At 39.0% G+C, this 14,572-nt stretch carries 15 protein-coding genes; 13 read left to right on the top strand and 2 right to left on the bottom strand.

Annotation, left to right across the window (positions count from 1 at the left end):
* The 10 genes from BM098_RS06105 to treR all read left to right on the top strand — a co-directional run.
* Positions 1-251: IS3 family transposase (locus BM098_RS06105; protein ID WP_143423382.1), on the top strand; the 251-nt coding region annotated here is incomplete at its 5' end.
* A 348-nt stretch (positions 252-599) separates the two neighbouring features.
* Positions 600-1,598, top strand: a complete 999-nt coding sequence (locus BM098_RS06100; protein WP_089831474.1) for an arsenic resistance protein — start codon at positions 600-602, stop codon at positions 1,596-1,598.
* A 34-nt stretch (positions 1,599-1,632) separates the two neighbouring features.
* Positions 1,633-2,070, top strand: a complete 438-nt coding sequence (locus tag BM098_RS06095) for an OsmC family protein (RefSeq protein ID WP_089831472.1) — start codon at positions 1,633-1,635, stop codon at positions 2,068-2,070.
* Positions 2,071-2,194: 124 nt separating this feature from the next.
* Positions 2,195-3,592, top strand: coding sequence for a cryptochrome/photolyase family protein (locus BM098_RS06090; RefSeq protein WP_089831470.1), 1,398 nt, complete (start codon positions 2,195-2,197; stop codon positions 3,590-3,592).
* Positions 3,589-4,329 carry a tryptophan-rich sensory protein gene (locus tag BM098_RS06085; protein ID WP_089831468.1) on the top strand — a complete coding sequence of 247 codons (741 nt, stop codon included), beginning with the start codon at positions 3,589-3,591 and terminating at the stop codon, positions 4,327-4,329. The genes BM098_RS06090 and BM098_RS06085 overlap by 4 nt, the downstream gene beginning before the upstream one ends.
* A 301-nt stretch (positions 4,330-4,630) precedes the next feature.
* Positions 4,631-5,224 carry a YpjP family protein gene (locus BM098_RS06080; RefSeq protein WP_089831466.1) on the top strand — a complete coding sequence of 198 codons (594 nt, stop codon included), beginning with the start codon at positions 4,631-4,633 and terminating at the stop codon, positions 5,222-5,224.
* 217 nt (positions 5,225-5,441) lie between these two features.
* Positions 5,442-5,786, top strand: coding sequence for a hypothetical protein (locus tag BM098_RS06075; protein ID WP_089831465.1), 345 nt, complete (start codon positions 5,442-5,444; stop codon positions 5,784-5,786).
* Positions 5,787-6,155: 369 nt separating this feature from the next.
* Positions 6,156-7,592, top strand: coding sequence for a PTS system trehalose-specific EIIBC component (treP, locus tag BM098_RS06070; protein ID WP_089831463.1), 1,437 nt, complete (start codon positions 6,156-6,158; stop codon positions 7,590-7,592).
* Positions 7,593-7,700: 108 nt separating this feature from the next.
* On the top strand, positions 7,701-9,362 hold the full coding sequence (gene treC / locus BM098_RS06065; RefSeq protein ID WP_089831461.1) for an alpha,alpha-phosphotrehalase: 1,662 nt from the start codon (positions 7,701-7,703) through the stop codon (positions 9,360-9,362).
* Positions 9,363-9,397: 35 nt separating this feature from the next.
* Positions 9,398-10,120, top strand: a complete 723-nt coding sequence (gene treR / locus BM098_RS06060) for a trehalose operon repressor (protein WP_089831459.1) — start codon at positions 9,398-9,400, stop codon at positions 10,118-10,120.
* Between the two features lie 77 nt (positions 10,121-10,197).
* Here the strand turns inward: treR and BM098_RS06055 are convergent, their stop codons facing one another.
* Entirely contained in the window at positions 10,198-11,250 is a 1,053-nt protein-coding gene (locus BM098_RS06055; protein ID WP_089831457.1) for a mechanosensitive ion channel family protein, read from the bottom strand.
* Positions 11,251-11,284: 34 nt separating this feature from the next.
* A complete protein-coding gene (gene trhA, locus BM098_RS06050) occupies positions 11,285-11,920 on the bottom strand; it encodes a PAQR family membrane homeostasis protein TrhA (protein ID WP_089831455.1) in 636 nt (211 codons plus the stop codon).
* 136 nt (positions 11,921-12,056) lie between these two features.
* Here trhA and BM098_RS06045 point away from each other — a divergent pair, with 136 nt between their 5' ends.
* From BM098_RS06045 to BM098_RS06035, 3 genes are all read left to right on the top strand, one after another.
* Positions 12,057-12,611, top strand: coding sequence for a DUF1836 domain-containing protein (locus BM098_RS06045; RefSeq protein WP_089831453.1), 555 nt, complete (start codon positions 12,057-12,059; stop codon positions 12,609-12,611).
* 146 nt (positions 12,612-12,757) lie between these two features.
* A complete protein-coding gene (locus tag BM098_RS06040) occupies positions 12,758-13,255 on the top strand; it encodes an Lrp/AsnC family transcriptional regulator (protein WP_089831451.1) in 498 nt (165 codons plus the stop codon).
* Entirely contained in the window at positions 13,252-14,427 is a 1,176-nt protein-coding gene (locus BM098_RS06035) for an aminotransferase (protein WP_089831449.1), read from the top strand. Before BM098_RS06040 ends, BM098_RS06035 begins: the two co-directional genes overlap by 4 nt.
* The last annotated feature ends 145 nt before the right edge of the window (positions 14,428-14,572 follow it).

Genomic DNA, 14,572 nt, shown 5'->3' with positions numbered 1-14,572 from the left:
AGAAATTAGCCGCTAATCACCTGGGTCAATCTATGTCACGGAGAGGTAACTGTTGGGACAATGCACCTCAGGAATCATTCTTCGGCCACTTAAAAGATGATATGAACTATCATCACTGTAAAAATATTCATGAATTACGTGCTGTCGTTGATGATTATATTGATTATTATAATCATGAGCGCGGTCAATGGAACCTAAAAAAATTGCCCCCTGTTAGTTACAGAGAGCAATATTTATTAGATGTTTCATGAGAGTCTTTTTTTAAATGTCCTTGACAAAGGGTCCACATTACACAATCGGGAGCTGCTTTTTTGAATGGTGCATACAAAAAAGAGTGATTATTGCATCATTTAATGAATAACTTATAAAAAAGCAGTCGCTATTAGATGACGTCTGACCATCACGTTAAGCGGGAGAACGATTTGGAGAAACTTAGTGAAAACGTATACACTATTTCTAGCTGTAACAGAAGAATACCTTGATTTTATGTGGTTGATTTGCTGAAAGTAAAATAAGTTTGTTAAATGGTTTGACAAATGAATCGATACCCCTTATAGTATGATTATACCCCGAGGGGTAAGTTAGAGAGGAGCAAATTTATGAATAAATTATACACATTCCCCCAACGTTATTTAATGATTAGTGTACCCTTAACTTTAATTATTGCCTTTATTGTTGGTACAATGGTTGACACGCGTGTTTTACAACCAGTTGTCCTTTATGCGACCATTATAATGATCTACGCGACAATGATTGGGTTTAACTTTAAGCAACTTACATCAACACAAGGCACGAAAGTATTGGTCTTTTCTATGATTATTAACTTTGCGATTGTACCTGTCGTCGCCTACCTACTAGGGGTAACGGTGTTAAGAGAATATCCGGTTATGTTTGCGGGTCTTGCTTTATCAGCGTTATTACCAACGAGTGGTATGACGATTTCTTGGACAGCACTTCATCAAGGTAACGTTCCAGCAGCAGTAAAGCTCACGATTTTTGGTTTGATTCTAGGTTCTCTACTCACACCGTGGTATTTATTAGCAATGGTTGGGCAGCTGGTTGAAGTAAATATACTTCAAACATTCCGTACCATTATTACGGTTGTATTTGTTCCAATGATTCTGGGTCATATTACCTTTAAGATTTTAATGAAGCGAATAACGATGCAAGAATTTAAAACGCGAGTAAAACCAGCGTTAGGTCCACTCAGTATTTGGGCGATGTTATTTATCGTATTCGTGAGTGTGAGTGCGCGAGCAAATATGATTTTAAATAATTTAGAACTTATTCTTATTGCGACAGCTGTTCTCATTATTTTCTATGTGATCAACTTTGCGATAAGTACCTTCTTTGCGGTGAAATTCTTTGACCGCGGGGACGGCATTGCACTTGTGAACGGGACGGTATTACGTAACTTATCGATTGCGATTGGTTTAGCTGTTGCTTCATTTGGAGCAGAAGCTGCCCTTATTGTGACAATTGCATTTGTTGTCCAGCAGCAAGGTATTGCTTTATATGGTAAACTTGCATTAAGTCGTTGGTTTAAAAAAGACCAAAAAGAGGAAAGTAAAACAGTGAATAAGCCAATTCAGGCTTAAATATATATTAAATATGATAAGGATGGTATTAATTATGCAAAAAATGAAGTTTAACGTAAAAGCAGAAAATGAAGGTTTAGCAATCACAGCAAAAACAGGAAAGCACGAAGTAGTTTTAGATGAAAGCTCACAAATGGGCGGAAAAGACTTAGGTCCTAACCCAATGCAAAACGTGTTAGCTTCACTTGCTTCATGTGAAAACGTGACAGCACACATGGCGGCAAAAGAAATGTCATTTGATCTTCAAGGTCTTTCTTTCAACATTTCAGGTTCATTTGACCCGCGTGGTTTCATGGGTGAACCTAACGTATGCCCTTACTTCGAAGAAGTATCAATTGATGTAACGGTAACAACGTCTGAGTCAGACGCTCGTATTAAAGAATTACAAGAAAAAGTAGAGTCTCGTTGCCCTATTTACACAATGTTTAAAGGTGCTGGCATTGAGATGAAAGACAACTGGGTTAAAGCATAAATTATAAATAGACTCATATGATTTCTACAATAAGAGGTAGCCACTTAGGTGGTTGCTTCTTTTTTTGTTTTTTTACGTTTAAAATAGGGTAAAGATAATAAGTAATATAAAGGAGGTTTGGATTATGCGCACCCTTGTTTTATTTAGGCGAGACTTCCGGCTGCTTGACCATCCAGCGCTCACAGAAGCCACACGTGATGGTGAGATTGCCGGTGGGTACATAAAAGAAGATACGCTCACTTCCGCTCATGACTACTGGGAAATGGCTCACGTCGTTGATGTAAAGCAGTCATTGAATGACGAAGGCGTACCGTTTCTCTTGGGTGATGCGCCTGTTGTTGATCAAGTAACAGCTTGGTGTGACCAATATGATATGGATGCGGTATACTTTAACCGGTCCTATTTACAGGATGAGATTGAACAAGAAGACAATCTGATTGAAGTACTTGAAAGTAAAGGAATTGTTGTTAAACGATTTGATAGTGATGTGTTAGCAAAACCGGGGACGGTTTTAACAGGTAAGGGGGAGTATTATAAAGTCTTTACACCGTTTTATAAAGCACTAAGACAAGAAAAGTTGATTCAACCTGTTAAAAAGCCGACGGATTTTTCGGGTTTAGCTATTGAGTCGAGTGACATTTCGATTGATGAACCCGCATGGTTTAAAAAACTACTCAAACACTTCATCCCAGGTGAACAGGCAGCTCTCAAACAACTTGAGTCATTTTTACATGATGCTCTCAGTCATTACTCAAAAAGGCGCGACCGTCCGGCACGAAAGGATACCTCTCGTTTATCCGTTTATTTAGCTGTCGGTGCTATTAGTCCGCGGGTCATCTACCAAGCCGTAATGGCGTATGACGAGGCAGGTCCAGGCATGGATAGTGAAAAAGAAGCGTTTATTCGTCAGCTAATGTGGCGAGATTTTAGTTATCAACAGCTTTATCAACATAAAGAAGCAGAAAAAAAAGCGATGCGAGAAGAATTTGATCGATTTAACTGGGAGAATAATGAGACAGATATTGAACGATGGAAACAAGGGCAAACCGGTTATCCACTGGTGGATGCAGGGATGCGTGAATTGTATGAAACAGGGTATATGCATAATCGGGTCAGAATGGTGGTTGCCTCATTTTTAGTCAAGCACTTACTTGTTGACTGGCGGATTGGACTTCAATATTTTGAAGAGACGTTACTTGACCATGACCGGCAAAATAATGCACTTGGTTGGCAATGGGTAATGGGGTCTGGCTTTGATGCATCACCGTATTTTAGAATTTTTAATCCAATCACTCAAGCTGAAAAGTTTGACCCGGAGGGGGAGTATATTAAACGATACGTGCCAGAATTAAGACAGCTTTCTGGACCCGCACTGTTTCGTCCATTTGAAGCAAGTGAAACTGAGTTGAAACGAGGCGGTGTTGTGTTAGGAAAAGACTATAAAGAGCCACTTGTTGACCATAAAGCAGCAAGAGAACGCGCGCTTATGCGCTATCAAGATATAAAGGAGGCATCATCATGATTAAAATTTGGCTTAATGTATTTACTTTAATCTTTGCGTTAGTATTAAACGGTCTTGCGACGGCACTACCGCTTAATGATATTGATACCGGTGCAATTTCCGATCGATTAAACGTCCTGTTTACACCGGCGGGGTATGTGTTTAGTATTTGGGGTATCATCTATATAGCGCTCGTCATCTGGACGTTTAGACAATTTAAGAGCGACCAACAAAACCGCGTGATATATCGAGATACGCATGTGTTATTTTGGTTAATTAACTTACTGAACGGTATTTGGCTCATTACGTGGCACTATTTCTACTTTGGAATCGGTGTCGTGATTATGTTGTTGTTACTCGTTCTGCTCATTGGTATGTATAATGTCATTAATCAAGTCAAAGATAAGCCGCTTGATCGCTTGCCGTTTTCACTATATCTCGGCTGGATTAGTGTGGCGACGATTGCTAATATCAGTTACTACTTGACTGAAATTGGTTGGAATGGCTTCGGCATCAGTGATGAGATTTGGACTGTGGCCTTACTTGTGATTGCATTTATGTTAGCAACGTGGTTCCGTTACAGTCAATCAGACATTGTTTACCCACTTGTCTTTATTTGGGCCCTCATTGGAGTTGGCATTAAAAATCAAGGCGTTTCGGAACTGGTGAGTATGACGAGTTTTATTGTGAGTGGTCTTCTCGTCATTGTCATTTTATTCGTGAGAAAGAAAAAACATACGCTCAGTTTCAGTCGTTAAGTAGATTATTCAGTTATACTCAGATAGTCTGTGCATAACTTATTGATTCTATATAAAAAGGATGTTATCCAGAAGGTTATCCCCTGTCTGGGGATAACGTGCTAAATAATTGGGCTAAAACACGTTATCCACATGTGGGTAACGTGTTTTTCTACACATTGCCAAAGAAACTGTATAAAAACTGTGTAAAACTTATCATTTATATAACAGTTCTGTTTCAGTAGTGAATCTTGCTTGAAAGTATGCTAAGATGATGGTAGTAAACGTTTTCAGAAAACGTATGGAGGGAGGAAAAAGTTGCGTGAAACTATGGATTAAAAAGTTGTTTGTTGCCACCGTTGCTGCTTTAACACTTGGTGTGTATGTGCCGTCAATTGATTTAGAAGTGAACGCTGATGTCGACAACAAAGATATTGAAGAAAGTAAAGAAGCGCTTGATTCCTCTCGGATCGTTCATACGCCGGTGGAACCTGAATCATATTCACGCGAGATTGTTACATCAAAAGAAGAACTTACAGAACAAGCAATTGAACGAACGCTTGAAAAAATTGGTCCAAGAACCATTAAACCAATTGAACGTGACGTTTTTGAGGAAGTGTTACCTCAGATTGAAACGGTCATGGATGCGATTGTAGATAAATACGATCCAGATCAATCATTTAGATTATCACTTATTGAACATAAAACACCAGGTTATGGTGAGAAAATCTTTGATGTATATGATGAAACAGATGAAAAAATCGTGGCCAAATTTCATGTCAGACGTGATAATAAACCGCTTGATGGGTATTTCTTTAATTTTCATTATCATTTAGAAGACGATAATTTTGATCATCATTATCCAATCGCAGAAGTCTGTTACGGTAAAAATACACCACCGAAATGGATGAGTTAAAACACGAATGAAAAGTGGATACTTTTTGTTCGTGTTTTTTTGCGTTTAAATTTACGACGCTACTTTATATATAATAAGTTTATCGTTTTGGAGTAAGAGGTACCTCCCTAAAATATTCGCTAAAATGTTAGACGGGGGATAATTTAATAATAAGAAGTTTGATTTATGTTTATTAGGGAAAAATATACTATCAAACTTTTTAAGGAGTGATTATCGTATGAGTAAACATATGCAAGTATATTTTCACGATGAGAGTGAGGCGGAGTCATTTAAAGCAACGCTTGCCAAATATTCAACTCAAGACGTTTTCATTGATAAGATTGAAAGTGATGATGACATTATGTTAGTAATACCAACACTGCCAGCGACTTCTTCTGACCCAGGAGCACCACCAGTACCAGTATCGCAAAAAGATGCAGATATGGCATTTGATTTTGAATCATCGGATGACAATCGTCCAAGACATGTGATTGTTGATTTTAAAGTAGTGGAATCAGATTACGAAAATGTACTTAAGGAAGTGAAAAATAGCGATGGCTTACTAAATCAAGCCCACGTTTAATAATATTTGAAAAACTGTACCCTTTTCGCTTGAATCGCGTATCTAGGTAAGATACGTTTTCATGTTTGACAGTTAATTTAAACGAAACCTCTCTAATCCCCTGCTTTTAAAGGGTTTAGAGAGGTTTTTAATTTTTGAGAAAGTGAGTACTATTTTGCTTTTTTGATAAGAAGCTTATTCGCTAGTCTTTGTTTTAGAATATGATTAAAATCTGAGCATGTTTAATATTTTTTTAAAAAATTTGTTTTTCACTTGACTAACTTGTCTATACAAGATACAATGTAAGCGTAATCAGTTATCTTGTATAGACAAGTTAACAAGTCATTATTTCATATTTTTAGCTTTTATAATTAGAAAGGGGTAAAGAAAATGGGTCAATACGAAAAGGCGTCAAAAGAGTTATTAGAACTGATCGGCGGTAGTGAGAACATCAATGTTGTGACACACTGTGCGACACGGATGCGATTTGTGTTAAACGACACAGACAAAGCCGATAAAGAAAAAATTGAGGATTTAGACATTGTCAAAGGAACGTTCACCAATGCTGGACAATTCCAAATTATTATTGGTAACGAAGTATCTAAGTTTTATAATGAATTTACCAAGATTGCAGGGGTGGATGATACATCGAAAGATGATGCGAAGGTTGCCGCAAAACAAAATTTGAATCCGCTTCAACGATTAATTTCTAACCTCGCAGAAATCTTTACACCACTTATTCCAGCCTTAGTTGTTGGGGGTCTTATTTTAGGTTTTAGAAATATCATTGGTGAAATTCCAAACTTCGGTCCAAATGGTGACCAAGCGCTTGTGGAATTATCACAATTTTGGGCAGGGACAAATCACTTCCTTTGGTTAATTGGTGAAGCTATTTTCCACTTCTTACCAGTCGGTATCGTTTGGTCGATCACCCGGAAGATGGGAACCACCCAAATTCTTGGGATTGTCCTTGGTTTGACACTCGTATCACCACAGCTTTTAAATGCTTATGCTGTTGCGGGTGCTGAAGAAATTCCAGTCTGGGATTTCGGTTTTGTGACTATTGATATGATTGGTTACCAAGCACAAGTTATTCCTGCTATTTTAGCCGGTTTTGTTCTTGCTTACTTAGAGATTTGGTTACGTAAAATTATTCCAAACGTAGTCTCAATGATTTTTGTACCATTCTTTGCGTTATTACCAGCTGTTATTGTTGCTCACGTTGTCCTCGGACCAATTGGTTGGACGATTGGTGACTGGATTTCTACCGTTGTATATAATGGTTTAACATCAGGTCTAGGTTGGTTATTTGCATCTGTCTTTGGTTTCCTTTATGCCCCACTCGTTATTACTGGGCTGCACCACATGACCAATGCGATTGACCTTCAGTTAATGAGTCAATTTGATGGTACAATGTTATGGCCGATGATCGCCTTATCAAATATTGCACAGGGGTCAGCGGTTGTTGCGATTATTTTCTTACACAAGAAAGATGAAAAAGAACAGCAAGTATCGATTCCAGCTGCTATTTCATGTTACTTAGGCGTAACGGAACCGGCGATGTTTGGTATTAACTTAAAATATGGCTTCCCATTCCTTGCTGCTATGATCGGTTCTGCAATTGCTGGTACTATATCAGTCGCAAGTGGCGTTATGGCGAACTCCATTGGTGTTGGCGGTATTCCTGGATTCCTATCCATTCAAGCGCCAGACTGGTTGATGTTCTTTGTAGCGATGGCGATTGCGATTGTTGTTCCAATTGTACTAACAATGATCTTAGCGAAGTCACCGATGGGTAAGAAAACATACGAACGATTAGGTAAATAATGAATACTAACAACCATTCTGGCTTTCTCAGGATGGTTGTTAGCGATTTAAATCGGGAACAGATAAAAAGAGAAGTTCACAGTAACCTATAGAAAAGGGGTCAAGACTATGCAGGAACCATGGTGGAAGAAATCAGTTGTGTATCAAATTTATCCAAAAAGTTTTAACGATACAACCGGTAGTGGAACAGGTGATATCGAAGGTGTGATTGAAAAACTTGATTATTTAAAAGAACTCGGTGTCGATGTGTTATGGCTGACACCAATTTATGACTCACCACAAAAAGATAATGGCTATGACATTCGTGACTATTATTCAATCTTCCATGAATACGGTACGATGGCAGACGTCGACCGCTTACTCGATGAGGCACATAAACGTGATTTGAAAGTGATCTTTGATATTGTCGTGAACCATACGTCAACTGAACACAAATGGTTTGTTGAGTCAAAGAAAAGTAAGGATAATCCGTACCGTGATTTTTATATTTGGAAAGATTCTAAAGATGAGAAAGAACCGACCAATTGGGAATCGAAATTTGGTGGCAATGCGTGGCAGTATGATGATGCGACTGACCAGTATTACTTACACTTATTCGACGTCACTCAAGCTGATTTAAACTGGGAGAATGAAGCAGTGAGAGACCATGTCTATGAGATGATGAATTACTGGGTCGAAAAGGGAGTCGATGGATTTAGACTAGACGTTATTAATTTAATTTCTAAAAATCAGGATTTTCCTGAAGATACCTCAGATGGACGGAAGTTTTACACCGATGGACCTAAAATTCATGACTATTTACAAGACATGCATCAACAGGTCTTTAAAGATAAAGATCTGATCACAGTCGGTGAAATGTCGTCAACGTCGATCGATAATTGCGTGAAATACACCCATCCTGACCGAGATGAATTGTCAATGACCTTTAGTTTCCACCATTTAAAAGTGGATTATCCTAATGGTGAGAAATGGACAAAAGCTCCGTTTGATTTAGATGCGCTTAAAACAATTTTGACAGATTGGCAAGTCGGCATGCACGCCGGTGGCGGCTGGAATGCGCTCTTTTGGTGTAACCATGACCAACCACGTGTTGTCTCACGGTTTGGTAGTGAAGGAAAGTATCATAACCGCAGCGCGAAGATGCTGGCGACAACACTTCACATGATGCAAGGAACCCCGTATATTTTCCAAGGGGAAGAGTTTGGGATGACCAATCCCAACTTTGAAACAATCGATGACTACCGTGATGTCGAATCACTTAACACGTACCGAATCATGACCGAGCGCGGCGCAAGTAAAGAAGAGGTACTCGACATCCTAAAACAGAAATCACGTGATAATGCTAGAACGCCGATGCAGTGGAACGATTCAGCTCACGCTGGTTTTACTGACGGTACGCCGTGGATTGATGTTGCACGTAACTACCAAGATATTAATGCTGAAAAGGCTCTGAAGGATCAAGACTCAATTTTTTATTACTACCAGCGCTTGATTCGGTTAAGAAAATCGGAAGCCATCATTACTGATGGAAAATACCGGTTGATTTTAGCATCAGATTCTGATATTTTTGCTTATGTGAGAGAAACTGATGACGAACAACTTGTCGTGTTAAATAACTTCTACGACAAAGAGGTCGCTTATGATCTAACCAATGAAGGCATTTTCGCAAAAGTTGCCGACGTGTTAATCAGCAATATGGATGACCAACAAGGCAGTGCCGAAACAGGCGTGTTACGTCCGTATGAATCGGTTGTTTACCACATCAAGTAAATCAGTCTCAACTAAGTGGCTAAAGGAAGATGATGATGCAGAATAAATACTTGGTAATCTACCAAGACTTACTTGAACAAATAGAAGACGACATTCATCCCGTGGATAGCTATTTACCAAGTGAAAATGAATTAAAAGCTCAATACCAAACGTCAAGGGAAACCGTGCGAAAAGCACTGACATTACTATCACAAAATGGCTATATTCAAAAAGTCCGTGGTAAAGGCTCAGTTGTCTTACCACAGAATAAGTTCGACTTTCCGGTGTCTGGCTTAGTGAGTTTTAAAGAACTACGTGATAAACTCGGTGAAGATAATAAAACGCACGTGTTAGCGTTAGAGACTCGCTTACCATCGCGTCACATTAAAAAGCAGTTACTGATTGATGATGACGATATGAGTACACTTGTCACCAAGGTCATACGGGCGCGGGAAATTAACGGAGAGAAAGTGATTTTAGATAAAGACTACTTTTTAGCTGAAAAAATTTCAGGGCTCACAGCTCAAGTTGCCCAGGACTCGATTTATCAACATTTAGAAGGCACGCTCGGCTTATCGATTAGTTTTGCGAAAAAAGAAATCACAGTCGAGGACCCAACTGAAGAAGACCGTGACTCACTCGACCTTGATGGGTTCCATAATATCGTTGTCATCAAAAACTATGTTTATTTAGATAATGCGACGTTGTTCCAATACACTGAATCGCGTCACCGGCCGGACCGTTTTCGTTTCGTTGATTTTGCTAGACGTCATCACTAAAAATAAGACCGCTCAATGTCCATATTACCGGACTAAGAGCGGTCTTATTTCTTATATTTGTTTTCATATGATGCTTGCTAATGTTTTTTAAAATCGTTGCGTAACGTTTCGTCAATCGAGCGGACATGTAAATCGCGCTGTGGGAATGGAATTTCGATGCCATGTTGGCTAAAGGTTCGGAAAATATTAAAATTTACGCTGGATTTGATACGAATGAATTGTTTTGGATCTTGTATCCAAACAAATAGCTCAAAGTCAAGTGACGAGTCACCAAAGCCAACAAAATTCACAAACGGTTCTGGGGTAGTTAGAATCGTGTCGTGTTTGTTACTTTCTTCTTCAGCCACTGACATCAAGAGTGCTGCAACTTTATCAACATCGCTGTCATATGAAACCCCTACTGGAACAACGAGACGCATCTCAGGTGCCGCATAGGAGCGGTTGACGACATGTTCTTCTAAGAAGTAAGAGTTAGGAACGATGATGTGTTCATTATTAATCGAGCGAATGATTGTGGCGCGCATATTAATCTTCTTGACATCCCCAATAATCTCTTCAACAATGACCCGGTCACCAACTTTAATTGGTCGTTCAAATAAAAGAATAATCCCCGAGATGAAGTTCGAGGTAATGTTCTGTAGACCAAAACCAATCCCAACTCCTAATACACCAGCAAAGACAGTTAAGGCGCTTAAGTCAAGTCCTACCATCGATGTTGTCACAAGAACGGCGGTAATCATTACCGTATAATGAAACAACCGGTTAAAGGTATATTGAATGCCGATATCTAAATGATAACGGTTGTAGAGCGTCGGTAAAAAATGTTTTGTTAAAGCTTTAGATGCATGATACGCCAGTGTTAAGACAAAGAAGCTAACAATGAGTAAATTTAAGTTGACATCAAATGTCCCAAATGAAATGAACGGGTAGGTTAAAAAACGCTTGCCTTGGTAATAGGTTAAGATGAAGATGATATAACTATAGATACTGAGCCAATACCCAAACGGTGAGCCAGGAAACTTCTTTCTAATCAAACGATTAAGTAGCGGCGTTATCACAAGTAAGCCAGCTAAAACAATAAGTGGTAATAATGAATGATGATTGATAAAAAGCCAAACCGATTCGATCATAGGAACACATCCTTTTTAACAGCTTACTTCTAGTTTAAAGGACGTAGAAGTTTACCGCAAGGAAATGACAAAGTGATCCGGCTAAAATAAATAAGTGAAAGATCTCATGAAACCCGAGATGTTTAAACTCAAGGAATTTTGGCTTAATCGCATAAATCACACCACCTAATGTATAGATGACACCGCCTAAGACAAGATACACAAGACCCGCGGTTTCGATGTGCTGGGCTAAGGGTTGAACCACAAAGACAATAATCCAGCCCATCCCGATATACAGTAAGGTCGAAATGATTCTTGGACAATGGAACCAAATCAGTTTAAAGGCAATACCACTTAATGCAATCGCCCAAATCGTAATAAGCAACGGAATCCCGATTGAATCGCGTAACGGGATTAAACAAAATGGTGTATACGTGCCGGCAATCAGAACAAAGATCATCGAATGGTCAACTTTTCTTAGCCAGCTGATAACGGTTGGCGAGGCTTTAATGCCGTGATAGATGGTCGATGCGCTGTACAGTAGGATAAGTGAAACCCCGAAAATAATAATTGAGATTGTCGCGGTCAATGTGTCGGTTTTAACTAACATGATAACCATAGCGACGGCACTTAAAATGATACCAAATAGATGCGTTAAACTATTGAGTGGTTCGCGAAAAAATGTGTGCATAAATATCATAACCCCTTTATGTAGTTTTTAATACTATGTATAATCATACACCTTTATTTTAATCTGTCAACCTTTACTATGTAACGTTATTTCGTTATAATTAAATGAATGAAAATGAAAGAAAAGGGTGACGATAATGACTTTAGAAAAAGATTATCAAGCGATGATTGAACGTGATATGATTCCCGATTTAGATTTATATATGGATCAAGTGAGACAGTTATTTGAAAAAACGTACGCTGGCAATAAGCGTGACGATAAAGAAAAGATATTAACGAAAACGATGATCAACAACTATGCCAAAAGTAAGCTGGTGCCACCGATTGTGAATAAGAAATATCAAACGGAACATATTATGTTGATTCAAATGATTTATCAACTAAAAGGCGCACTGTCTTTAACTGATATTGAAACGGTTCTATCATTTATTACCCCGTCAATCCTAAATGAAACGACGAGCGCTAAAGTCTATGATGACTATATTGGATTAATGAAAAAACAAGCCAAGGAAGCAGAAAAGATAAAAGCGAACATTGAAGCCGATGTGAAGCAAATAGATAAGCCACTGGCTGACTTTTATACCGTCGCCAGTCTTGTTCAGCTTAGCGCGGTATTTCGAAAGATGGCTGAAGATGCGATTGATACGTTTTCAGAAGATCAAGTTAAACAAGGGGAAAATCCTCCGGATTAAAAGATAGATGATTAAAGTGTAAGAGTTTTCAAAAAACTTTTTGATGAATCAATGGAAAAGTTATTTACCTAGCCCCAGAAGTGTAGTAAGATTAAGATTATTTTAACATGCTTGTATTTGAAATGAACAATGAAGGGGTGTTTCGCATGACAGAAAAAGCACTAGAAATGTTGCGGTTATTAGAGAAAAATGCCGCTTACTCAAATGAATTATTAGCGGATTTATTAAATATCTCAGTGGCTGAAGTCAAAGCCATTCGAAATGAGCTAGAAGACCAAGCCGTTATTTTAGGCTATCAAACATTAATTGATTGGACGAAAGTATTAAATACTGAACTCGTCACAGCAATGATCGAGGTGAAAGTAACGCCGACGCGCGGGAAAGGTTTTGATCAAGTCGCCGAGCGAATTTATCGCTTTAAAGAAGTCAAAGCGCTCTACCTTATGAGTGGTGGCTACGATTTATCGATTACCATTGAGGCCCAGTCGATGATGGAAATCAGCCGATTTGTCTCAGATAAACTATCTCCACTTGATTCTGTGATGTCGACGGTCACCCACTTCATTTTAAAAAAATATAAACACGATGGGGTCATTTTTGACCAAGACAATGACCACGATCCAAGAATGTTGGTGACACCATGAGTGAACGATTTGTCGCTTCGCACATTAAAGCACTAAAACCATCAGGTATTCGGCGCTTCTTTGATTTGGCGCAATCAATGGAAGGTGTTATTTCACTTGGTGTAGGTGAACCAGATTTTACGACGCCATGGTCGGTGATTGAAGCAAGTTACCATTCATTAGAGCGTGGTTTTACCGCCTATACCCCTAATGCCGGTTTACTAGCACTCAGGCAGTCCATCTGTCGTTTTTTAGACACGCGCTTTCATGTCCAGTACCATCCAGAAGACGAGGTGATCGTCACTGTCGGTGCGTCACAAGCAATTGACCTTGCTTTTCGGGCGATGCTCAATCCTGGAGATGAAGTGATTGTGATGGAACCGAGCTTTGTCTCTTATGTTCCGACCATCACCCTAGCAGGCGGCGTGCCTGTCGTTGTCGATACGTATGAGAAGGATGCATTTAAGTTATCGAAAGATGCGGTTGAAGCGGCCATTACCGATAAAACAAAGGCAATCCTTATTTGTAGTCCAAATAATCCTACGGGTGCTGTGTTAACGAAGGAAGACTTGATGGGGATTAGTGAGGTTATCAAACGTCATGACTTATTCGTTATTTCTGATGAAATTTATGCTGATCTTTTATATGATGATATGTACACAAGTATAGCCTCTCTTGAAGGGATGAAAGAACGTACCTTACTTGTCTCTGGTTTTTCCAAAGCGTTTGCGATGACTGGCTGGCGACTCGGTTATGTTTGCGGTCCAACCGCCTTAATCGCCGAGATGCTTAAAATCCATCAATATACGATTATGTCTGCTCCAACGATGGCGCAGTATGGGGCGGTTGAAGCGCTAGAGAATGGCTTAAGTGAAGTCGAGATGATGAGAGAAAGTTACAAGCAACGCCGGAATTACGTAGTCAAAACACTAACGCGGATGGGGCTGGATTGTCATATGCCAGGTGGGGCTTTTTATGTCTTTCCTTCGATTAAGTCAACCGGACTCACATCAAGTGAATTTGCCGAGCGTCTGTTGATGGAAGAAAAAGTGGCGGTTGTCCCGGGGAACGTTTTCGGTGACAGTGGTGAAGGTTATATTCGTTGTTCTTATGCCGCATCGATGAAACAACTCATAGAAGCAATGGAGCGGATGGCGCATTTCATTAAACAATTAACAGCAGAGGGATCTTAAACCTTTGCTTTTTTTATACAATTATTTGTTCAAATATTCACAAATCAAACAAAAAACATAAAAAAATGATAAAAACACTTAAAAATAACGAAAATGATGTTATAATACGAATAATTAAATTAAAAATATAAAAAACGTACGATTT

The sequence above is a fragment of the Halolactibacillus halophilus genome, from assembly GCF_900115605.1.
In the GTDB taxonomy this organism is placed as follows: domain Bacteria; phylum Bacillota; class Bacilli; order Bacillales; family Amphibacillaceae; genus Halolactibacillus; species Halolactibacillus halophilus.
The sequence above is the reverse complement of the archived record's forward strand: the minus strand, read 5'-3'. Positions and strand labels throughout refer to the sequence as shown.